Raw genomic sequence first — 22,283 nt, 5'->3', positions numbered from 1 at the left:
ACCAGCGGCCTGTTACCCCAACCCTTAGAATGGAAAAACCACAGAAAGTTCTCATCCTCGGTTCCGGCGCGCTGAAAATTGGCGAAGCCGGTGAGTTCGATTACTCCGGCTCCCAGGCTCTCAAGGCCCTGAAAGAGGAAGGCATACGCACCATCCTCATCAACCCCAACATTGCCACCGTGCAAACGTCGGACAACATTGCCGACGACGTGTACTTCCTGCCCGTGACGCCCTACTTTGTGGAGGAAGTCATCAAGAAGGAGAAGCCCGATGGTATCCTGGTAGCGTTTGGTGGCCAAACGGCCCTGAACTGCGCCGTGGCGCTGTACCGCGCCGGCGTGTTTGTGAAGTACAACGTGCAGGTGCTGGGCACGCCTGTGCAGGCCATCATCGACACCGAGGACCGGGATATTTTCAAGGAGAAGCTGGAGCAGATTGGCGTGCTCTCGGCCCGCAGCGTGGCTGTGACGACCATGGACGACGCGCTGGCGGCCGCCGAGAAAATCGGCTTCCCGATCATTGTGCGAGCGGCGTTTGCGCTGGGCGGCCTGGGCAGCGGCTTCGCCAACAACATGGACGAACTCCGCGCCCTAGCCCAGAAATCCTTCACCACGTCCGACCAGATTCTGGTGGAAGAGTCGCTGAAGGGCTGGAAGGAAGTGGAGTACGAAGTGGTGCGGGATGCCTATGATAACTGCATCACCGTCTGCAACATGGAGAACTTCGACCCCATCGGCATCCACACCGGCGAGAGCATCGTGGTGGCCCCGTCGCAGACGCTGAGCAACCGGGAGTACCACAAGCTGCGCAGCATCGGCATCAAAACCATCCGCCACCTGGGCATCGTGGGCGAGTGCAACATTCAGTACGCCCTTGACCCTGTTTCCGAGGATTACCGCGTGATTGAGGTGAATGCGCGCCTGTCGCGCTCCTCGGCGCTGGCCTCCAAGGCGACAGGATACCCGCTGGCCTTCGTGGCCGCTAAGCTGAGCCTGGGCTACTCGCTGGCCGAGCTGAAAAACAGTGTGACGCAGACCACCTCGGCCTTCTTCGAGCCGGCCCTGGACTACGTGGTGGTGAAGCTGCCGCGCTGGGATTTGGGCAAATTTGAGGGCGTGAACCGGCACATCGGCTCGGCCATGAAGAGCGTGGGCGAGGTCATGGCCATCGGCAAATCGTTTGAGGAAGCTATCCAGAAAGGCTTGCGCATGCTGGACACCGGCAAGCGCGGCTTCGTGGCCAACCGGCCCGAGGCTGACTTGGACAACGCCGCCATCGACCAGCTTTTGAGCGAACCGAACGAGGAGCGCATCTTCGCCATCAACAGCGCGTTTGAGGCCGGCTACACCATCCAGCAGGTGCACGAGCTGACCAAAATTGACCTGTGGTTTTTGCAGCGCCTGCTCACCATTTTCGAGCTGGGCAACCAGATAGCCGCCCGTCGCGGCAGCGGTGTGGATGCACTAGAAACCGGGCTGCTACGCGACGTAAAACGCGCTGGTTTCTCCGACCAACAGATTGCCGTGAAGCTGCTGGGCGAGGGCGACGTGAAAGCCGACGAGCTGCTGGTGCGCGCCCGCCGCAAGGCCTTGGGCGTGCTGCCCGTCATCAAGCAGATTGACACGCTGGCGGCTGAATTCCCGGCCAAAACCAACTACCTCTACAGCACCTACCACGGCACCGAAAACGACCTGGCGCCGGAAACCGACAAGTCGGTGGTGGTGCTGGGCTCGGGCGTGTACCGTATCGGCTCATCGGTGGAGTTCGACTGGTGCGGCGTAAATGCCGTGCAGACGGCCGCCGAGGAAGGTTACAAAACCATCATCATCAACTACAACCCCGAAACCGTTTCGACCGACTACGACGTGTCGGACCGGCTGTATTTCGAGGAGCTGAGCTTCGAGCGGGTGATGGATATTCTGGAGTTCGAGCAGCCCGAGGGCGTGATTCTGAGCACCGGCGGCCAGATTCCGAACAACCTAGCCACCCGCCTGGCCGCCGCCAACGCGCCCATCCTGGGCACCGCGCCAGCCCGCATCGACGAGGCCGAAAACCGCCACAAGTTCAGCAGCATCATGGACGAGCTGGGCATTGCCCAACCCCGCTGGAAGGAGCTGACCTCGCTCGACGCCATGTTCGAGTTTGTGGGCGAGGTGGGCTACCCCGTGCTGATCCGGCCCAGCTACGTGCTTTCGGGTGCGGCCATGAACGTGGTTTCCAACGCTTTTGAGATGGAAGCTTTCCTGAAAGCCGCCGCCGAAGTAAGCGCCGAGTACCCGGTGGTGGTGTCGGAGTTTATGCAGGAGGCCAAGGAAATTGAGCTGGACGCGGTGGCCGACAAAGGCGAAATCGTGAGCTACGCCATTTCTGAGCACGTAGAGTTTGCCGGCGTGCACTCCGGCGACGCCACCATGTACTACCCGCCCCAGCGCGTGTACGTGGGCACGGTGCGCAAGCTCAAAATCATTGCCGAGAAGATTGCTAAGCGCTTCCAGATCAGCGGGCCGTTCAACATCCAGTTCCTGGAGAAAAACCGCGAAATCCGGGTGATTGAGTGCAACATCCGCGCCTCGCGCTCCTTCCCGTTCGTGAGCAAGGTATCGGGCAATAACCTGATCAAAAAGGCTACCCAGGTGCTGCTGGGCAAGGACGTAACGCGCGACGAGAGCGAGCGGGTGTACGATCTGCCCTTCGTGGGCGTGAAGGCCCCGCAGTTCTCCTTCACCCGCCTGCCCGGTGCCGACCCGGTGCTACGCGTGGACATGGTGAGCACCGGCGAAGTGGGCTGCCTGGGCGACACCGCCGAGGAAGCCCTGCTGAAGTCGATGCTGAGCGTGGGCTACAAGATTCCGCAGAAAACCGTGCTGATTTCCGGCGGCCCCATCAAGTCGAAAGTCACGCTGCTCTCGGCCGTGGAGCTGCTGGTGCAGAAGGGCTACCAGATTTACGCTACCCAGGGCACGCACCGCTTCTTCGCCGAAAACAACGTGCCCAGCAGCCTGCTCTTCTGGCCCGACGACCACCAGGAGCCCAACGTGCTGACCTACCTGAAGGAGAAGAAAATCGACCTGGTCATCAACATCCCCAAGAACCTCTCGAAGGGTGAGCTGGATAACGACTACAAAATCCGCCGCACGGCCATCGACTTCGGCGTTCCGCTGCTCACCAACGCCCGCCTGGCGAAAGCCTTCATCCAGGCCTTCTGCCGCCTGGAAATGAAGGACCTGAAGATCAAGAGCTGGAACGAGTATAAGGCGATGTAAATAGTAGAGCGAGAGACAGAAAAGAACGTCATGCTGAGCGAAGCGGAGCGGAGTCGAAGCATCTCTACCGCTTCGCTCAGCGTGTCGGGTTATTTTTAAAATACAAAATACCTTGTGAGCATGGGCAACACTACCAAGAAACAGCTTTTTGCCATCGTTATACTGGCTATTCTCAACTTCTTAGTTAGCACTTTTACGGTCGGAGATGGTCGTGACTTGGCAGGTCATGTCGTTGAGGGGCAAAGTGAGGCAATGCGCGGAGCAACAATCAGGACGTTATTTCTTGGGATACAGCTGATAAGCTTCCTGCTAGGTTCATTGCTTGCTTTAGTTCCATACAAGGGAAAACCATACAAAGTGAAAGTGGTGCCCTTTTCTCTGACAACTGCCATTTGCCTACAGTTAGCTCTGTTGCTGATGGGGGTTGTCAAACTTTTTCTCTGATTAAGACAGACGTAGAATGTATGTCTATATCCTGACCAATACGACCAAAACCGTTCTGTACATCGGCGTCACTAACGACTTGGCCCGCCGCCTTTACGAGCACAGTCAGAGCCGCGGCGACACGGGTAAGTTCACCGGCCGGTATCAAACCGACTTGCTGGTGTATTTCGAAGCCTGCCCGGATGCCATGCAGGCCATTGCCCGCGAGAAGCAGCTGAAAGGCTGGACGCGCAGCAAAAAAGACGCGTTGATTTCAGCTTTCAATCCCAGCTGGAATCCTATTGATCTGGAAACTTTGAGCGACTGATTTGCTTGCGAAGCGGTAGAGATGCTTCGACAAGCTCAGCATGACGTTTTTTTAGCTTTCGGAACCAGGTTATTACCATACCCCCTCATGAAAAATTTCACCTCCTTCGCCGATGCCGGCGACTATAAAGCTCTGTTGCAGCAAGCCCTGGAAATCAAGGCCAACCCGTATGGCTACCAGCACGTCGGGCGCAACAAAACCGTCGGCCTCATCTTCTTTAACCCCAGTCTACGCACCCGGCTTAGCTCGGTGAAGGCGGCCTACAACCTAGGCGCGCAGGCCTGGGTGCTCAACGCCGGCGCCGACTCCTGGACGCTGGAAATGGCCGATGGCGCGGTGATGAACGGCGGCACCCAGGAGCACATCAAGGACGCCATTGCCGTGATGAGCCAGTACTGCGACGTGCTGGGCGTGCGCACCTTCCCCACGCTGAAAGACCGGGAGGCCGACTACAGCGAGGAAGTGTTCCAGAAAATCATGCAGTACGCCACAGTGCCCGTTATCAGCCTGGAAAGCGCCACGCTGCACCCGCTGCAAAGCTTTGCCGACCTGATTACGGTGGCCGAAACCAAGCGGAAGGAGCGGGTGAAAGTGGTGCTGACCTGGGCCCCGCACGTGCGCGCCCTGCCTCAATGCGTGCCCAACTCGTTCTGCGACTGGTTCTCGGAAATCGACTGGGTGGATTTCGTCATTACCCACCCAGAGGGCTACGAGCTGGACCCCAAATTCACGAAAGGGGCCCGCATCGAGTACGACCAGAAGAAGGCGCTGGCCGGGGCCGACTACGTGCAGGCCAAAAACTGGAGCAGCTACCAGCAGTACGGCCAAGTGCTCCAGAACGACCCCGCCTGGATGCTCACACCCGCCCATATGGCCCTGACCGACGACGCCAAATTCCTGCACTGCCTGCCCGTGCGCCGCAACGTGGAAGTGTCCGACGCCGTGCTCGACGCGCCCGGCTCGCTCATCATTCAAGAAGCCGGCAACCGCACTATCTCCATGCAGACGGTGCTGCACGAGTTGCTGAAGTAGGCGGAAAGACAGTGCACTACCTAAAAGGCCACTCCTACAGAGTGGCCTTTTAGGTGTTTAGGTGGCTACAGAAAGCGGGGCAGAGGGCACGATGTCCAGTCGCAGAATTTTCTCCCGGTACTCGCTGGGGAGCAGGCTGGCCCGCGCCCATCGGCTCAGGGGCAAGTGCTGCGCGTGGCGGTACACACCCAGAACGGGCAGCAGCCAGGGAATGCGGCCAAGGCGCAACAGCCGGCTCACCTGGGTTGGAGCTACTACTCGTTGGGCTTGCAGCAGCAGGCGGTAGCGCACCGGGCCCAGGTGCCGTGCGTATTGTTGGTAGAGGTCAGCGGTGAAGGCGCTGTGCTCCAGGTGCTCTGTCAGGTGCTGCCGCCGCGCCAGGAGCCACGCCGCATGGGAAGCCGGTAGTTCCGGGATGCTCATGCGCTGGCCCACACGGGTGAAAACCGCAAAAACTTCCTGTTTTTCGGCGGAGCTCAATGGCCTCTCCAGCGCCTCAAAGGCGCGGATGGAGTAGTCGATGAGCATGAACAGCACGTCGCGGTAGGCCCAGGCCGGAATGGCCATGCCGCGTTTGGCTTCCACGGCCGCGTGAATGGCCGTGATGGTGTCGATGGCCTTTTCCGCGTCGGCGCGTTCGGCAAACACAATCCGGCGGGCATATTCTACGGTCGAAAACAGACGCGCCAAGGGGTCGGCGGGCAGGCGGCCGGTGAAGTAGAGCCAGTCAACAGCCTTATTGAGCGCAAACTCGGCGGCAGCACCCGCAAAAATGAACAGAACCGTATCCGCTTTGCCCCAGATGGTGCGCACCACGGAAGTGGGAGCCACGAAGTAGGTTGGGTGTTGTGGCATGATGGAGGGGAAGTAAGTACGCTCTCAACTCAGAGTATTCCCACTTGATTTTTGGGAATGGCAGAATTGTTTTAAAAAGAACTTTGTGTTGCAAAGTTAATAAATCACTTCTGAACTGTCTGCAGATCATGTGGGTATTTTGAAGCCTGGGTAAAGTGCAGCTCGTGTTAGCCGAAAAGCACCGAAGCAGGTAAGCCACACAATCCGCGCAATTCTCATGCAGCGAAAACGGGAGTATGCAGGGCCGTGCGCCACGCGGCAGAAAGTGCATTTGTGCTCCCTGACCTGCTGATTGGTTGGAAATCCGGAAGGCCTGAAACTGCGTATTGCCCAGGTAACGGAGATGCGGGAGCTGCTCTGGCAAGGTGAAAAATTCGGGCGAATTGAACCTGGAATGGAAAAGTCCCGTTTAAGGCTCACTGAAAGACAAACTCCCTGTTCTTTCGGATTAGTTCACCTAACCCCATGCTCATGAAAAAGCTACTTGTCCTCGCCGCTGTGCTCGTGACAGGTGTGTCGGCTGCTAACGCACAGACCACCAACACCACGACCACGACTACCACGCAGCCCGAACAGAGCACCACCATCCAGACGCAGCCTGCGCCTGGTGTAATCAACTCTACCACTACCACGCAGCCGGCTTCTACCACCACCACGGTAGAAACTCAGTCGAGCACCAGCGTGGCTCCGGCTACCACGCTGCCGGCCGATGGTAAAATCAAAGACAAAAAGAAGAAGCGTAAAATTAAGACTGACGCTGACTAGTAGCGGCGTTTTGCCTTATGCTGAAAGCCTGGCCGCACAAGTTGCGGCCAGGCTTTTATTTTTCTTGGCGAATCAGAGGGAGCGGTGCAACTTCGTCTGAGCAGGCTGTAGTGGCGCTGAGAGTAGTGCCGAGGCCGGCAGTACGGCCGAATATCATTATATGAACGACCCGGAAATTCGTGTCCTGCTCTACCCGCTGCTGCCAGGCGGCGTGTATATAGATGAGCTACCCACCGGTACTACCCGTGCCGATGTGGTACACATCACAGAGCACTTTCTGCACGGCTATGAGGTAAAAGGCGACTCCGACACGCTGCAGCGGGTGCCCAACCAGCTACGCTGCTACGGCGAGGTATATGACTTCGTGACGTTTGTGGTGACGGAAAAGCACCTGCCCAAGCTGCTGCCGCTGCTACCCGAATGGGTAGGCGTGCTGACCGTAGTGGAAGGGGAGCTACGCCCGCACCGGGCTGCGGCCTACAATGCTACTGTAGAGCCTGCGCCACTGGCTAGCCTGCTACTGCTAGAAGAAGTGAAGCAGTTTCTGATGGCCCGCGGCCTGCGTGGCGTGAGTGAGTTGCGACGTGCTGAGGTGCTGCATTTTCTGCGTACCACGAATCTGGTGCCGCTTTCCAGCCTGGCCCAGTACGTGCGCGAGCGGCTGATGGCCCGCCTCCCTGAACGAATGCAGATGCGCGCTGAGCGCAAAGCCGAGCGCCAGCGCCTGGCCGGCCTCCGGCAGCGGCGCAAAGCCCGGCGCGCTGCCCGCAAGAAACCTCAAAAACCAGCCGCCAAGGCCAAAACAAAGGCCAACGTCAGAAAGACACCTACGCCACCGCCCGCAGGCTAGAAACCTAGGGTCAGCTGCTTGCCTACGGAGTCTTCCGTGGTTTCGAGGTTGGAGAGTGAGGCGCCTACCAGCCGCACGCCCTTGGCCAAGGGTAGGCAGCCAGCCACCAACTCCCGGCTGATTTGCTCCAAAGCGGCCAGGCTGGCCAGCGGTGCCAGCATGGTGCGGCTGCGGGTTATCTGCTGGAAGTCGGCGTACTTGATTTTGAGCGTGAGTGTGCGCCCCAGCAGACCCGCCCGCTCGCAATACGCCCACACCGAATCCAGGCAGGGCTGCAGGCCGATTAGCAGCTGCGCTTCTTCTGTCAGGTCTTCCGCAAAGGTGGTTTCTGAGCCTACCGATTTGCGCACCCGGTCCGGCACCACGGGCCGGTCGTCGATGGCGCGGGCAATGTGGTAGTAGTAGGAGCCGGCCTTGCCGAAATGCTGGCGCAGAAACGTTTCGGTTTGCTGCCGCAGCTCCAGCCCCGTGAATATGCCCAGCTGGTTCAGGCGCGCCGCCGTGGCCGGCCCGATGCCGTGAAACTCGCCCACGCGCAGCTGCTCCACGAAGGCCAGCCCCTGCTCGGGCCTGATGACGAACTGCCCGTTGGGCTTGCGGTAGTCGGAGGCCAGCTTCGCCAGAAACTTGTTGTAGCTGATGCCCGCCGAGGCCGTGAGCTGAGTTTTCTCTAGAATTTGAGCCCTGATTTCGCGCGCTACCTGTGTCGCCAGCGGCAGGCCCTTCAGGTTCTCCGTCACGTCAAGGTAGGCTTCATCCAGAGAAAGTGGCTCGATGAGGGGCGTGTACTCGGCGAAAATGGCCCGGATCTGCCGCGAAACTTCCTTATACACTTCAAACCGCGGCTTCACGAATACTAGCTCCGGGCACTTGCGCAGCGCCGTGACGGAAGGCATGGCCGAGCGCACCCCGAAGGCCCGCGCCTCGTAGGAGGCCGCTGCTACCACGCCCCGCTGCCGCGATCCACCCACCGCTACGGGCCGCCCGCGCAGCGCCGGGTTGTCGCGCTGCTCCACCGAGGCATAGAAGGCATCCATGTCGAGGTGAATGATTTTGCGGGTGTGCGGCGTGTCCACGGCGGAAAAGCGGGGCGGCTACTGGGGCAGGCTGATAACGGCCCCTTCGTACAGGGCCTTGGTTTCAGCGGAAAAATGGGCGTCCAGCTGCACTTTCTCGTTGAGGAAGCGCGGCGCATCGGGCTGCGAGAAATCCCACTTGCCCGCGTAATGCATCTGCCCGGGCTGCAGCGTGAAGCAATAGCGGGTATCCGTGAGGCGGCCCTGGCCCGCTTTGCGCAGCGCATCAAGGCCATACGAGTACTCATACCACTGCAGGGCATAGCGGCCGGGCGGCAGCGCCACGCAAAAGCCGTTTTCGCTGCGGCTGCGCATGGCGGGCTTCACCAGAATCCGGTAAAACTTGCCCGTCGTCAGGTTGAGCACGCGCACGTACTGGGGCAGCCCGCCGCTGCTGAACCCCAGGCGCTGAATGCAGTTGCCGTACAGCACGCCTTTGTCGGCGGGGATGGTTTTCTCGGCGGCCGTCCAGAGCCGCGACGGTAGTACGATGGCCGGGCCGGGGTTGGCATCCAGCGAATCAGCCGCCAGCGTTAACGGGCCTTTCGTGAGGCTGAAGGTGAGCGGCACGGTGTAGACCACCGAAACCGGCCGCTGGTTCTGGGTGCCGGGCTGCCAGCGCACGGTTTTCAGCCGCTGCGCCATCCGCAGGGCTTCCTCGTCCAGGTCGGCCCGCACGCCCTGCTTCACCTTGATATCGGCCACGTCGCCGGTGGGCTCTACTACAAACGAGAGGTACACCTTGCCCTGCACTCCGTCGCGCAGCGCTTTGGGCGGGTACTGCAGGCCCTTTGTCAGCAGCTTGAAAAGCGTCTCCTGGCCGCCCGGAAATACGGGCATGGTTTCCTGGTACGTGTAGTGCTGGCCGGTAGTATCTGCCGGCGCTGGCTGGTTCTGGGCCAGGCTGGTGCAGGGGATAAGCAGGCCAAGCAGGCCGGAATAGAAGAGGGAATTACGCATATCAACCCGCAAGTTACCTTAGTCCTGCACCTGTTCCAAGGGCACTACAGCTGGCGCGGGCTGCCGGGGCTTGCGGCTCACCAGAAACACGCCCCCGAAAATCAGCAGCGCCTGCAGGCCTTTGGTGAGCGTGAGCGTGTCTTTGCCTACTGCCACGGCAATACCCACGGCCAGTGCCGGCTGCAGGTAGATATAAGCGCCAAGTAGGGAAGGGGAGGCGTATTTCAGGGCCCAGTTGTTGAGCAGATAGGCCATGATAGTGAGGCAGATGACCATGTAGGCAATGGCGGCCCAGATACCGGGCGGGAAGCTGGCGTAGTCGGGCTGCTGCACCTGCTGCCAGCCGGCGGGTACCGCCAGCACCGCACCCACCAGAAAGATGCGCGCCAGCACCGTAAACGGATGATACTTGCGCATCAGCGGCATCACCAGCACGAGGTAGATGCCGAAAGCCGTGGCGTTGAGCAGAATCAGCAGGTTGCCGAGCAGCCCATCCTGCCCGCCCGCGGCCACTGGCCCCCGACTCAGAATGATACTGGCCGCGCCCACGCCCGCCAGCGCAATACCCAGCAGGCGCGGCACTGTCAGCCGCTCGCCGAGCAGCACTACCGAGGCCAGCACCGTCACAACGGGCGCAATAGTCTGGATGAGCGAGGCATTGATGGGGGAGGTGAGGTTGAGGCCCGAGAAAAACAGCAGCTGATTCAGCCCAATGCCCAGTACCCCGCACACCACGGCACGCCACTGGTCGGCGCGGCCCGTGATGCGGTCCTGCGGGGCCACCAGCCGGCTCAGCACGCCGAAGAACAGCGCCGCGCCCACAATCCGCAGCAGCACCAGCCCAAACGGACCCATATAGCGCGGCATCACGTCTTTAGAAATACTGTAGTTAGCGGCGTAGATAAGGGCTACCACGAACAAGGCCGCGTGGACCCGGGCTGCATTTTTCATTAAGAACGAAGGTAGAGGCGAATGTGCGGATAACGCATAACCCGGCGGGGCTGCACACTACCTTTGTAGCCTGCGCTTCGCTTCGAACGTTAAACACGCTGCCGCAACCCCGCGGCCCTATCCGAACCAGCCCGCTCCCGTAAGGTTCGCGCTTCCCCACCTATGTCTACCGGCTCCCTCTTCGATACCGACCCCCAGCCCCAGTCCAACGCCCCGCGCCCCGGCGCGCCTCTGGCCGAGCGGATGCGTCCCCGCACCCTCGACGAATACGCCGGGCAGCGCCACCTCATCGGGCCCGAAGGCGTGCTGCGCCGCTACCTGAATGCCGGCCGCCTGCCCTCGCTCATTCTGTGGGGCCCGCCTGGGGTGGGCAAAACCACGCTGGCCAATCTGCTGGCCGCCGAACTGGGGAAGCCTTTCGCCTCACTCAGCGCCGTGAATGCCGGCGTGAAAGACGTGCGCGAAGTCATTGAGCGGGCTAAAAAGCAGCGCGGCACGGTGCTGTTTATTGATGAGATTCACCGGTTCAGCAAAAGCCAGCAGGACGCGCTGCTGGGCGCCGTGGAGCAGGGCATCGTGACGCTGATTGGAGCTACCACTGAAAATCCGTCGTTTGAGGTGATTCCGGCCGTACTGAGCCGGGCGCAGGTGTACGTGCTGGAGCCGCTGGACAAGCAGGTGCTGACCGGCCTCGTGGATAATGCCCTGGCCCAGGATGACGTGCTGAAGCAGTACAAAGTGCGGGTGCAGGACTACGGCGCGCTGCTCACCATTTCGGGCGGCGATGCGCGCAAACTCCTGAACCTGCTGGAAATAGTAGTGGAAGCCAGCCGCCCCGACCCCAAGACTGGCGAAGTCATCATCACCGACGAAGGCGTGCAGCAGCTGGCCCAGCAGCACCTCGCCCGCTACGACAAAGGCGGCGAGATGCACTACGACGTCATTTCGGCCTTCATCAAGAGCATCCGCGGCTCCGACCCCAACGCGGCGCTCTACTACCTGGCCGTGATGCTGGAAGGCGGCGAGGACCCCAAATTTATTGCGCGCCGCCTGCTCATTCTGGCCAGTGAAGACGTGGGCATGGCCAACCCCAACGCCCTGATGCTGGCGCAAAGCTGCTTCCAGGCCGTCACCGTAATCGGCATGCCCGAGGGCGACATTATTCTGGGCCAGACGGTGGTATACCTAGCCACGTCGCCCAAGAGCAACGCCAGCTACAAGGCTATCCGGGAGGCCCGGGCGCTGGTGCGGCAGCAGGGCGTGCAGTCCGTCCCGATTCCGCTGCGCAACGCGCCCACCAAGCTCATGAAAGACCTCGGCTACGGTGGCCAGTACCAATACTCGCACGACTATCCCGGCAATTTCGCCTACCAGGAGTTCATGCCCGAGGCCCTCAGCGGCACCGTGTTCTACCACCCCGGCCACAACCCCGCCGAAACCAAGGTGCAGGAGCGTCTGCGCCAGCTCTGGGGCGAGAAGTACGGGTATTAACTGCAACGGCCCCGCCTGAATGCTCAGGCGGGGCCGCAGTAGGAGGAATGGGCAGTACGGCTACTTGCTAAGCACGTACTCCCAGTGGAAAGTGAGCGTATTAATAACGTCTCCCTGATACGTGCCCGAAATGCTCATCAGCTTGGCATTTAGCGCGTCATCAATGCCTGCCTCGAAGTAGGAATGACCGCCGAGCTGTCCGCCCTCCACCAGCTGGCCGTAGTTAGTTTCCAGCACAAGGCCTTCTATCTGGTCCCATTCGTAGCCGCGCACATTGGTAAAATACTCGCCCGGCTGTAGCGTGATGGTGTTCTGGCGCCCACCCATGGTGCCGCGCAGCAAAGTGGTGCCGCTACCAGCAAAAGTTAGGTTCAGGCCGCACACATAGTGGTGGCTGGCATCGAAGCAGATGCTGAATTTCATCAGGCTGTCTACAGGCACATTGAATGGTGTGCCGCCGGGCCGGCCCCCGAAGGTGCCTACTGCCACCTGAATCCGTTGGTCGCTGGGCTGCGCGGTCTTGGTGGGGTCCAGATACGGCCAGAGGTAAGCCTGGGCCAGCATAGCATCCAGCTCAGCCCCGAATTTGGCCTGCACCTGGGCCTGGCGGGCCTGCTTGGCGTAGGAAATGTTGGCGTGGCTGTTCGGGTCGCCGGGGTTGGGGTTATGCTGGCGGTATTCGCGGTACATCTGCCAGCCGTCGTACTCATCGGTGACGGAGTCTTTATTCCATGCAGTCTTGTTGAACTGCTTGGTGCCAATATCAACGATTTCCCAGTCTTCGATGTGCTTCTGCTTGATTTTGCCAAGCCGCCACGCCATAGCGGCCTCCCGGCTGCGCTGTACGGCTGCGCTGTAGCGGGCAATGGCGGATTGCAGAAACGTCAGTTCGTCTGCCTTCCCGCTCCGTTTTTCGTCCGCCGTTTCATTGGGGTGCAGCGTGTCGTACTCCTTCACCATTTCGGCGCGTAGCGTGAGTACCAGCGTACCCCAGGCCGCCAGCATCGGCAACACCCCAACTCCCTCCTGGTCGCGCAGAAAGGTGTCTTCGCGCTGCGTAGCCGATGAAATAGCACTGATGAGCTTGCTCAGCTTGTTGACCAAGCTGGACGTTTTGCCGTATTCGTCGGCATTCTGGCGGGCGCCCTGCAGGTCGCTGGCCAGGTTCTTAAGGTGCTCGGCCTGGAGCAGCTCCCGCACGCGCTGCTCTACATACAGCGTGGTCTGGTTCCAGAAGTCTTTGTCGTGCCCGTCGGGCCAAAGCACGCCCAGTACGCCCTTCACGGCCCCACCCACTTTCGGAATGGCGCTTATCGCGCCCAGAATAGCGTCGCGTATCAGGTCGCTGTACTGCCGGAACGTGTGGGCCTCATTGGCGACGTAAAACGGCGAAGCGGGTACTACGCGGAAAAGCTGATGGTCGCGGCTGGTGGCAGCGGCCAGCTTTCCCAGTTTCAGGGTGTCCTGCCCGTGGGTGGCGCCGGGCACTTCCAGCACGAGGCCCCCGGCATGCACCGGCCGCAGATAATAATAGCCGTTGCCAGCGTACAGAAAGCGGAACCGTTGGTTGGTGGTGTTCTGGTCCAGCCACTGAATCAGAGCCGCGCCCTCGCCACTCGACGGGCCGCCGGCCGTGGCCCAGAACAGGTTGCTGTAGGGCAGGTACACGAGGTGTTCACCGGAGCCGTTTTTTCTTAGCTGAAACTGCTGGGCTGGGTTGTTTTTGTAGGCCTCCTGCTGCTGAATAGCGGTGCCCTGCTCCTTGCGGTGATGCGTGGGCGCCAGCGGCAGGTTGCTGTGCTTGGGGATAATGACGAATGGACGGTCGTTGGGAACAATAAGCGTCATGCGGATAGAAGGAGGTTAAGTGAAAAATACTGCATGATAGGCAAATAATACAGTAAAGAAAGAGCTGAAGAAAGGTATGCGGGTAGCCGCACAAGCTCAGGCGTAACATCCCACGGCAGGCAGGCAACTTCAGCCCTGTTTTTTGCTTCTTTACGATGCTGAAACCCTTCTACCTTTGCTGATGAGGCCGCCATTGGCCCAGCCGCAATGCTAATCAGCTCTATCCGCCCCAAATCAGCGTAAATCAGTGACTCATGAGACAATTTTTTAAGTACGTGCTGGCCACGGTTACCGGCCTGTTTGTGTTCGGTCTGGTAGGTCTGCTGCTGGTCGTGGCGCTGATAGTGTCGCTGGCGCCTTCTTCTGATAAGGAAGTGTCGGTGGCCAAAGACTCGGTGCTGGAACTGAAGCTGGATAAGCCTATTGCGGAGCGCGAAAGCCGCACCTCATTTGGCTCGCTCATCAGCTCTCAGGCCGACAACATCGGCCTCGACAAGCTGAAAGCCACCATCCGCCGCGCCAAAACCGACTCCGACATCAAGGGTATCTTCCTGAACGTGGAGCTGGTGCAGGCCGGCATGGCCTCGCTGGAAGAAATCCGCGACGCGCTGCTGGACTTCAAGAAGTCGGGCAAGTTTGTGGTGGCTTACGCCGATGCGCAGTCGGAGAAGAGCTACTACCTCACGTCCATCGCCGACCGGATTTACCTCAATCCGCAGGGTACGCTGGAGTTCAACGGCCTCAGCTCCGAGACGATGTACTATAAAAACCTGTTCGAGAAGGTCGGGATTCAGCCCCAGATTTTCCGGGTTGGCTCGTTTAAGAGCGCCGTAGAGCCGTTTTTCCGGGAAAACATGTCGGATTCGGCGCGCCTGCAGACGTCGTCGTTCCTGAACTCGCTCAACGATTTCATGCTGGGCCACATTGCCACGGCCCGCAAAATCACGCCGGAACGCATCAAAACCATCAGCGACTCGATGCTGGTGCACAACGCCGACGACGCCAAGCGCCTCGGCCTCGTCACGAACCTCGGCTACTACGACCAGGCCCTCGACTACATGAAAGGCAAGCTGGGTGTGGAGAAAGACGAAAAGCTGAGCCTCGTGGACCTGAGCGACTACGGCAAGTCCGACGATGAGGAAGGCAGCGGCAGCAGCCGGATTGCTGTTATCTACGCCGAGGGCGACATCGTGACGGGCAAGGGCGGCAGCAGCAGCATCGGCAGCACGCGCTTTGCCGAAGCCATCCGCAAAGCCCGCCTCGACGACAAGGTGAAGGCCGTGGTGCTGCGCGTGAACTCGCCCGGCGGCTCGTCGCTGGCTTCCGACATCATATACCGCGAAGTGATGCTGACCAAGAAAGTCAAGCCCGTAATTGCCAGCATGTCGGACGTGGCGGCTTCGGGCGGCTACTTCATTGCCATGGGCTGCGACACCATTGTGGCCCATCCGAACACCATTACGGGCAGCATCGGCGTATTCGGCGTGCTGCCCAACATTCAGCCGCTGCTCCGCGACAAGCTCGGCATCACCACGGACCGCGTCACGACGGGCAAGTTCTCGGACTTCCCGACCATCACGCGGCCGCTCACGGCTTTCGAGCAAAGCCAGTTTCAGCAGGAAATCAACCGCATCTACGCCGACTTCACGACCAAAGCCGCCGCCGGCCGCCGTATGCCCGTAGAGCGGTTGCGCGGGTTTGCCTCGGGCCGGGTGTGGTCGGGCTCCGAAGCCAAAGCCCGTGGCCTGGTAGACGTGCTGGGCTCGTTTGATGACGCGCTGCGCATTGCGGCCCGCCGCGCCAACCTCAAAGAAGGCGACTACAGGCTGCAGGCGTTGCCACGCCAGCGGACGTTCATGGAAAGCTTCTTCAGCGGCATCAATGAGGAAGTGCGCCTGAGCCTGGTAAAACAGGAAATGGGGCCGCTTTTCCCGGTGTATGAGCAGTATAAGAAGCTCTCGGAAATGAAAGGGGCTCAGGCCCGCATGCCGTTCGAGTTGAACATTCAATAGGTTTTATTTCGCCTGTCATCCTGAGCATGTCGCGCATCAAGCGAGGACGAAGGACCTTATCACGTTAGTACGACAAGCGTTGCAACGACTTGTTCTAGCGCGACAAGATCCTTCGTCCTCGCTTGATGCGCGACATGCTCAGGATGACAGGCTTTTCAGCAGTTCTTTTTTGCTCACATGCAACACCTCCACGACGCTACTAACCATATCCGCCCGCTGCTGCAGGGGTTCGAGCCTGAATTTGGTATCATCCTCGGAACCGGCCTAGGGGCGCTGGTGAAGGATCTGACCATTCACCACACCATCCCGTACGCCAGCATCCCCAATTTCCCGGTTTCGACGGTGGAAAGCCACTCCGGCAATCTGCTGGCCGCTGAGCTGGGGGGGCGGAAAGTGCTGGTAATGCAGGGCCGCTTTCACTACTATGAAGGCTACACCATGGAGCAGGTGGTGATGCCCGTGCGCGTGATGAAAATGCTGGGCATCCGCAAGCTGTTCGTGAGCAACGCCGCCGGCGGCCTGCACCCCGACATGGAGTACTCCGACCTGATGCTCATCGAGGACCACATCAACCTGCAGCCTACTAATCCGCTCATTGGCCGCAACCTGGACGAGCTGGGGCCGCGCTTTCCCGATATGCTGGAGCCCTACGATGCCACGCTGCTGCGCCAGGCGCAGGAGGCGGCCCGCAGCCTCGGCTTCGCCGACAAGGTGCGGCGCGGCGTGTACGTGAGCGTGCCCGGTCCCATGCTCGAAACGCCCGCCGAATACCGCTACCTGCGCACCATCGGGGCCGATGCCGTGGGCATGAGCACCGTGCCGGAGGTTATTGCCGCCGTGCATATGGGCTTGCCAGTGCTGGCCATCAGCGTCATCACCGACCTGTGCGCCCCCGATAAGTTGAAACGCGTAGCCATAGCCGATATCCTGCGCACGGCTGCCGCCGCCGAGCCCCGCCTAACAGCATTGCTGCGGGCAGTTATTGAGCAGCAGTAACCTTGCTGATTTCCAACAAAAAAGCCCGCTGCGTAATGCAGCGGGCTTTTTTGTTGGAAGCGTTAGGGCAGTTACGGTTGCGCCGAGAAGACGAATTCCTCCAAAATATTGCCCTTGTTGGTGTAGTTGTAGCGCAGCTCGGTGGCGGTGAGGCTGCGGAGTGCATACTGGTGGTCGTCGCCTTTGTGGTCGGTGAAGTGCAGAACGGTGTTGTTGTTCATCAGCATCCAGGTGCCGTCGTAGGTGTCGCCATTCACGAACTGGTCTTCAGTATAGGAGCCGTCGGGGCGGAACGTGAGGGTAAACCGGTCTTTGATGGCGCTGCCGCTGCTGGTGGTCTGGCCGTTGCTCTGGATGGCATCAAGGCGCCAGGTGCCGGTGGCCAGCAGCTGGGCTGGGGTGGTTTCCGGCTTCGGGTCATCTTTTTTGCAGCTGCTGAGGGTAAGGCCCATCAAGGCAACCAGCCATATCAACATGGAGAAACGCAATAAACGCATACTAAAAGGGAATGGAAGTGAAGGAATAACTAACTGAGCAGCCCACGCCGCAAAGCGTTGCAAGCTGCTTGGTTTACCTGAGAAAATATGTGGTTAGCGCAGAATAATCTGCTTCCGGTCATAGCTCAGCACCGTGAACACCCCAACACCGCCCTGCACCGTGCTCCTGATGGCGGAAGGCTGCGCAAACGGGTTGCCGTTGGCGTCGCGCGCATCGCGCACCGACTGCCGGAACAGGTAGTACGGCTGGTCGATGTGGTAGAGCGTCACGAGGAGCGTGTCGCCGGCTTGAAACTGGTAGCTAGTGCCCACCGTGAACGACTTGCCGTTGTTGAGCCGGTCGTCCAGCTCAAAGTCCCGTTCCCGGTCGGTAGAAATACTGTCCTTGTGGATTTGCAGCCGGTAGAAGTCGGCGGTGGCGGCGGGGTCCGTGAAGGAAGTGAGCAGGTAGGCTTTGCGCTCTTCGGTTGGCTTATCGTTGAATTTGTACCGGAGCGAATCAATCGGAATCCGGCCCGGCATGGTGGCCGTGCCCGTCACACGGCGGCCTTTGGTATCGTACACCTCCAGCCTGAACGTGTCGCCGGGGCGGGCTACCAGTGGGCGGCTGCCGATGTGGGTGTACCCTTTCAGAATAGTGGAATCGATGCCCGGCCGGAAACGGAGCGTATCGTGGCGGCCGGAAGGCAACGTTAGTACCACGGTTACATCGGTCGGGAGTACGGGCACCGGGCTGGCCAGGTAGGGCGTGGTTTCCGTGACGGTGAGGCGCGGAATCTGGCCGTCTTCGAGGTAGCATTCCGTCACGAGCTGGGCGGGCAGGGCCGGCAGCTCCACATCAATGTCCTTCTGCAGGTCGCAGCCAGACAAAAGCATAGCTGCCGGGAGAAGCAGGGAGCGTATGGCGGGCGAAAAGTAGTTCACGGAAGTAGAAACGTCAGATACTGAAAACAGATGCACGCAGCGGGCTGGCTTGGGGAAAGCGCGGCGCTTCGGCATCAAAATTTGAAATTGTAGGTAACGGCCGGAATGGTCGGAAACAGCGAAACCTGCCGGGCGCGGTAGTTGAGCACCTGGCCGGTAGCTTCGTTTTTCACCTGGTCGAAGTACACGAAGTAAGGGTTGCGGCGGTTGTAGGCGTTGTACACGCTGAACGTCAGGTCGGATTCCGGAAACCAGCGGTTGGGCTTCAGCTTCCAGACCAGCCCCAGGTCGAGGCGGTTGTAGGGCGCCAGCCGGAAGGAGTTCCGGTCGGGGTAAATGGGCGCCACCGACAGGTCGCCGCCGAACACGTCCTGCACGTTGAAACGGCCGGATGGCAGCGTGGTGGCGTTGCCGGTCGTGTATACAAATGAGCCGGTCAGGTTCAGGCGCTCCGTCAGCTGGTGCAGCAGCACTACTGTGATGTTGTGGCGCCGGTCGTAGTTGGGGTAGAACACGCGGCCCTCATTGATGCCGGTAGTGCCGCGCTGCGGCAGAAACTGCCGCTTGCTCCAGCTCAGCGTGTAGCCCACCCAGCCCGTCGTACGGCCCGATTTTTTCTCCAGATACAGCTCGTTGCCGTACGCCCAGCCCTTGCCAAACAGAAATTCCTGGTCCAGGTCGGGGTTCACGAACAGCTGCGCGCCGTCCTTGAAATCAACCTGGTTCTGGCTCCATTTGTAGTACACCTCGTTGGTGAGCAGGTATTTGCCGTCGCCCAGCAGAAAGCTCACGCCGGCCGCGGCCTGCTGGGAGCGTTGCGGCTTCACCGACAGCCGGGAAGGGTACCAGATATCAGTCGGGAGCGTGGCGCCGGAGTTCGTGACAAGATGCACGTACTGGTACATCAGCGCATAGCTGCCTTTGATGGACGTTTTGGGCGTGAGGGAATAGCGGGCCGACGCGCGGGGCTCGATGCCACCATACACGTCGGAGCCGCTGCGGAAGCCCGTCAGGCGCAGGCCGTAGTCGAGCTGCAGCTTGTCGGTTGCCTTGAAGTTGTCGGAAGCGTAAAGGCCGCCTTCCTGACCGGTATAGCCCACATCGGAACCCAGGTTGAGGCTGCCGTCGCCGGAGCCGGCCTGCAGGCGCCCCACCCCAAAGTCGTGGCTGATGAGCTGCGCTCCGAATTTGAAGGTGTGCCGGTCGTTGGGCGTGTAGTCGAGGTCGGTGCGCAGCGCCAGATCCTGAATATCCGACGACAGATTGAAGCTGAACTGGTCCAGCGCGTTGGTGATGCCGTACTGGTAGCGCGTGTAGGAGGCGGTGGTATTCAGGTAGAGGCGCTTGTTGAACACGTGGTTCCAGCGGGCTGCGCCCACCGTATTGCCCCAGCTGAAGTTGAAATTGAAACCGCCCTGCGAGTTGAACCCGAAAATGTCGCGCCCGTAGTAGCCGCTCAGAAACACCTGGTCCTTCTCTCCGAGCTTGTAGTTGCCCTTGGCGTTGAAATCGTAGAAGTAGTAATCAGGAATGGGGTTGTAGTCGGCGTTGCCTTCGTTCAGCTTGTTGATCTGGCGCGTAAACACGTCGAAATACGTGCGCCGCCCCGATAGAATGAACGAGCCTTTGTCCTTCACAATCGGGCCTTCCACCGTCAGGCGCGACGAAATCAGGCCGATACCGCCGCTGGTCACGAATTTCTGATTGTTGCCTTCGCGCAGCTTCACGTCTATCACCGACGAAAGCCGGCCGCCATATTGGGCCGGAAAGCCGCCTTTGTAGAGGTCCACGCTCTGCACGGCGTCGGGGTTGAACACCGAAAACAGCCCGAACAGGTGGTTGGGGTTGTACACCACGGCGTCGTCCACGAGCACCAGATTCTGGTCGGAGGAGCCGCCGCGCACAAACAGGCCGGAGGTGCCTTCGCCGCCATTCTGCACGCCCGGCTTCAGCTGCAACGTCTTGAGCAGGTCTACTTCGCCAAACAACGCAGGCAGCAGTTTCGCCTCTTTGGCGGTCAGGCGCTCCACACTCATCTGGGTGGTCTGCAGCTTCTGCTCCAGCGTACCCGAGGCTTCTACCACCACTTCGCCCAGCGTATTGCTGGACTCCGGCAGCGTAAACGACAGCCGCTGATTGTGCGTCAGAGTCAGGTCGTGGGTCTGGGTTTCGTAGCCGATAAAGGAAATAACCACCTGGTGCCGGCCAGCTGGCAGCCTGAGCGAGTAAAAACCGGTAGAGTCGGCGGTGGCACCGGCTACCAGGCTGGGCACGGCCACCGAGGCGCCGGGCAGCCGCTCACGGCTGGCGCCGCCGCGCACGTAGCCACTCAGCGTGTAGCGTTCCTGTGCCTGGGCCACGGCTACGCCGGCCATGCTCCATACCGAGACAAAAGCAAATAGAAGAGTTGAAAAACACATCAGCACAGATAAGGACAAGCACGACAAAGGTACGTCCCTGCGTGTTGCCCAACAGTGGCCTGCCCCGGATAGTTTGTCTGGGCGGAGCTGGCCAGTGCCTAGAGGGAGGCGCCTAGCTCAGAAAGGGTTGCACGGCCTGCACCAGCTGGGCGGCGGGTACCGCGCCGGCCTGCCGCCATACCGGCTGGCCCTTATGAAACAGAATGAGCGTAGGAATGCTCTGCACCCGAAACTGCTGGGCTGCCGCCGGGTTCCGGTCCACGTCTACCTTAATGATTTTGAGCTTGCCCTGGTGCTGCGCCGCCACCTGTTCCAGAATGGGAGCCATGGTTTTGCAGGGGCCGCACCAATCGGCAAAAAAATCGACCAGCACGGGCATGCCTGGGCTGTTTATGAGTTCTGCAAACGACTTCTTAGCCATCTTAGTCAGCTGTAGTTCTACCAAATCAGACCCGCTACAGGCCTTTCCAACTGATACGCAATTTGTCGGGGTGTAGGGAAGATGTGGGCACAAAAAAGGCCCAGTGCACAGCACTGGGCCTTCAGGAGTGAGTAGGGCAGGGAGGCTATTTCTTCTTTTCCTGCTTTTCCACCACAGTTACATCGTTGGCCGTTTCTGGCAGCGTGAAGCGGCCCCCCACTACCTTTTTGCCGCTTACCTGGCACTCCCAGGTGTAGCGGCCGGGCTGCGACCTGGCAGCTTCGCCGGTTTCGGTTTTGAAATAGTCCGGCTCCGATGGCTCCGACGGGAAAATTACATCGACGCCATTCTGGCCCGCACCTACTTCTTTCACCAGGACGTAGGCCTTGCCGCTGGTCTGGTCAGTCACCACGAACTTGGCTGAGTAGGTACCAAGCTGCCCGAACTTGTCCATTACCCCCATTTTGATGTAGGCATCAGTCGAGACCATCCAGGTTTGAGCCTGGGCGCACAGCGGCGCCAGCAGCAGCAGAGCCAAGGCCAATCCTGCTGCTCGCAGAACGGACGTAAGGCGGTGGAACGTAGAAGGAGTAGAAACACGCATGGGCAAAGAAGTTAAATGTGTCGAAGTCAAAAAAAGAACCGAAAAGTGTAAAAAAAACCAGATGCTAGAGGGTTGTATAGCGTGGTCCCAACCAAATATAGAAGTATTTCTACTTGGCCTGTATAGCAGGTTTTTATTTTTTTTTACACTTCCGCCTCCTTGTGCCGCCCCAAACCTGTTTCGCTTATCCCCCCCCTTTCTCCCTGACTCATGCCGCGCCGCAATAGCAGACCAAGTACGCCTTCAGCCCCGGGACCGGCCGGTACGCCGGCTGAGACCCGGTGTGCGCTGTGCGAGCGGCAAGTGCAGCATACCTCGCGCCACCACCTAGTGCCCCGCGAAGAGGGTGGCCGCCACGGCCCCACCGCCGACCTGTGCCAGCCCTGCCACAGCACCATTCATCTGCTGCTGGACAACAAGGAGCTGGCCCGGTGCTACCACACCATTGATGCACTGCGGACAGCCGAGCCGCTGCAGAAATACCTGCACTGGGTGCGTCGTAGCCGGGTCGAGCGGATTGCCAACCGGCGCGGCCGGAGGTAGCCGGCCACTGCCGGAATGCTGTGC

General features: G+C 60.0%; 20 protein-coding genes. 10 read left to right on the top strand and 10 right to left on the bottom strand.

Features of this window, described 5'->3' with window-relative positions; genetic code table 11:
- Positions 1-29 precede the first annotated feature (29 nt).
- The 4 genes from carB (at position 30) to IC231_RS10630 (ending at position 5,046) form a co-directional block, all read left to right on the top strand.
- The gene (carB, locus tag IC231_RS10645) at positions 30-3,263 is read left to right on the top strand and encodes a carbamoyl-phosphate synthase (glutamine-hydrolyzing) large subunit (protein WP_190784493.1); all 3,234 of its coding nucleotides are present in this window, start codon (positions 30-32) and stop codon (positions 3,261-3,263) included.
- A gap of 120 nt (positions 3,264-3,383) precedes the next feature.
- Positions 3,384-3,707 carry a hypothetical protein gene (locus IC231_RS10640; RefSeq protein WP_190784492.1) on the top strand — a complete coding sequence of 108 codons (324 nt, stop codon included), beginning with the start codon at positions 3,384-3,386 and terminating at the stop codon, positions 3,705-3,707.
- Between the two features lie 16 nt (positions 3,708-3,723).
- Positions 3,724-4,014, top strand: a complete 291-nt coding sequence (locus IC231_RS10635) for a GIY-YIG nuclease family protein (protein ID WP_125424434.1) — start codon at positions 3,724-3,726, stop codon at positions 4,012-4,014.
- Positions 4,015-4,101: 87 nt separating this feature from the next.
- Positions 4,102-5,046 (top strand): Rossmann-fold NAD(P)-binding domain-containing protein, encoded by a 945-nt coding sequence (locus IC231_RS10630; RefSeq protein WP_190784491.1) that lies wholly within the window; start codon positions 4,102-4,104, stop codon positions 5,044-5,046.
- A 57-nt stretch (positions 5,047-5,103) separates the two neighbouring features.
- Here IC231_RS10630 and IC231_RS10625 read toward each other — a convergent pair whose 3' ends face one another.
- Complete coding sequence (locus tag IC231_RS10625) at positions 5,104-5,901, bottom strand: oxygenase MpaB family protein (RefSeq protein ID WP_190784490.1); 798 nt, start codon at positions 5,899-5,901, stop codon at positions 5,104-5,106.
- 471 nt (positions 5,902-6,372) lie between these two features.
- Between IC231_RS10625 and IC231_RS10620 the strand changes: the two genes are divergently transcribed.
- Positions 6,373-6,666, top strand: coding sequence for a hypothetical protein (locus IC231_RS10620; RefSeq protein WP_185887194.1), 294 nt, complete (start codon positions 6,373-6,375; stop codon positions 6,664-6,666).
- 160 nt (positions 6,667-6,826) lie between these two features.
- Positions 6,827-7,516, top strand: a complete 690-nt coding sequence (locus tag IC231_RS10615; RefSeq protein ID WP_190784489.1) for a sce7726 family protein — start codon at positions 6,827-6,829, stop codon at positions 7,514-7,516.
- Here IC231_RS10615 and dinB read toward each other — a convergent pair.
- Genes dinB through IC231_RS10600 form a run of 3 tightly spaced genes read right to left on the bottom strand, consistent with a single transcriptional unit; the run spans position 7,513 to position 10,503 of the window.
- A complete protein-coding gene (gene dinB, locus IC231_RS10610; protein ID WP_190785020.1) occupies positions 7,513-8,553 on the bottom strand; it encodes a DNA polymerase IV in 1,041 nt (346 codons plus the stop codon). The genes IC231_RS10615 and dinB overlap by 4 nt on opposite strands.
- A 57-nt stretch (positions 8,554-8,610) precedes the next feature.
- On the bottom strand, positions 8,611-9,552 hold the full coding sequence (locus IC231_RS10605) for an energy transducer TonB (protein WP_190784488.1): 942 nt from the start codon (positions 9,550-9,552) through the stop codon (positions 8,611-8,613).
- An 18-nt stretch (positions 9,553-9,570) separates the two neighbouring features.
- On the bottom strand, positions 9,571-10,503 hold the full coding sequence (locus tag IC231_RS10600) for a DMT family transporter (protein ID WP_190784487.1): 933 nt from the start codon (positions 10,501-10,503) through the stop codon (positions 9,571-9,573).
- Positions 10,504-10,746: 243 nt separating this feature from the next.
- Between IC231_RS10600 and IC231_RS10595 the strand changes: the two genes are divergently transcribed.
- Positions 10,747-11,994, top strand: coding sequence for a replication-associated recombination protein A (locus IC231_RS10595; RefSeq protein ID WP_223831426.1), 1,248 nt, complete (start codon positions 10,747-10,749; stop codon positions 11,992-11,994).
- Positions 11,995-12,054: 60 nt separating this feature from the next.
- Here IC231_RS10595 and IC231_RS10590 read toward each other — a convergent pair whose 3' ends face one another.
- The gene (locus IC231_RS10590) at positions 12,055-13,842 is read right to left on the bottom strand and encodes an RICIN domain-containing protein (protein WP_190784485.1); all 1,788 of its coding nucleotides are present in this window, start codon (positions 13,840-13,842) and stop codon (positions 12,055-12,057) included.
- A 254-nt stretch (positions 13,843-14,096) separates the two neighbouring features.
- On the opposite strand from IC231_RS10590, the gene sppA reads away from it, so the two are divergent.
- Both sppA and IC231_RS10580 read left to right on the top strand, forming a co-directional pair.
- Positions 14,097-15,854, top strand: a complete 1,758-nt coding sequence (sppA, locus tag IC231_RS10585; protein WP_190784484.1) for a signal peptide peptidase SppA — start codon at positions 14,097-14,099, stop codon at positions 15,852-15,854.
- A gap of 177 nt (positions 15,855-16,031) precedes the next feature.
- On the top strand, positions 16,032-16,850 hold the full coding sequence (locus IC231_RS10580) for a purine-nucleoside phosphorylase (protein ID WP_190784483.1): 819 nt from the start codon (positions 16,032-16,034) through the stop codon (positions 16,848-16,850).
- Between the two features lie 71 nt (positions 16,851-16,921).
- Here IC231_RS10580 and IC231_RS10575 read toward each other — a convergent pair whose 3' ends face one another.
- The 5 genes from IC231_RS10575 to IC231_RS10555 form a co-directional block, all read right to left on the bottom strand.
- Positions 16,922-17,326, bottom strand: coding sequence for a lipocalin family protein (locus IC231_RS10575; protein ID WP_190784482.1), 405 nt, complete (start codon positions 17,324-17,326; stop codon positions 16,922-16,924).
- Between the two features lie 114 nt (positions 17,327-17,440).
- Positions 17,441-18,223, bottom strand: a complete 783-nt coding sequence (locus IC231_RS10570; protein WP_190784481.1) for a DUF4249 domain-containing protein — start codon at positions 18,221-18,223, stop codon at positions 17,441-17,443.
- A gap of 122 nt (positions 18,224-18,345) precedes the next feature.
- The gene (locus IC231_RS10565; protein ID WP_190784480.1) at positions 18,346-20,646 is read right to left on the bottom strand and encodes a TonB-dependent receptor; all 2,301 of its coding nucleotides are present in this window, start codon (positions 20,644-20,646) and stop codon (positions 18,346-18,348) included.
- 157 nt (positions 20,647-20,803) lie between these two features.
- Positions 20,804-21,112 carry a thioredoxin gene (gene trxA / locus IC231_RS10560; protein ID WP_190784479.1) on the bottom strand — a complete coding sequence of 103 codons (309 nt, stop codon included), beginning with the start codon at positions 21,110-21,112 and terminating at the stop codon, positions 20,804-20,806.
- A gap of 145 nt (positions 21,113-21,257) precedes the next feature.
- Complete coding sequence (locus tag IC231_RS10555) at positions 21,258-21,716, bottom strand: hypothetical protein (RefSeq protein WP_190784478.1); 459 nt, start codon at positions 21,714-21,716, stop codon at positions 21,258-21,260.
- A 210-nt stretch (positions 21,717-21,926) separates the two neighbouring features.
- Here IC231_RS10555 and IC231_RS10550 point away from each other — a divergent pair, with 210 nt between their 5' ends.
- Positions 21,927-22,259, top strand: a complete 333-nt coding sequence (locus IC231_RS10550) for a restriction endonuclease (protein WP_211538994.1) — start codon at positions 21,927-21,929, stop codon at positions 22,257-22,259.
- Positions 22,260-22,283 lie beyond the last annotated feature (24 nt).

Source organism: Hymenobacter duratus, from assembly GCF_014698995.1.
GTDB classification, from domain to species: Bacteria; Bacteroidota; Bacteroidia; order Cytophagales; family Hymenobacteraceae; genus Hymenobacter; species Hymenobacter duratus.
The sequence above is the reverse complement of the archived record's forward strand: the minus strand, read 5'-3'. Positions and strand labels throughout refer to the sequence as shown.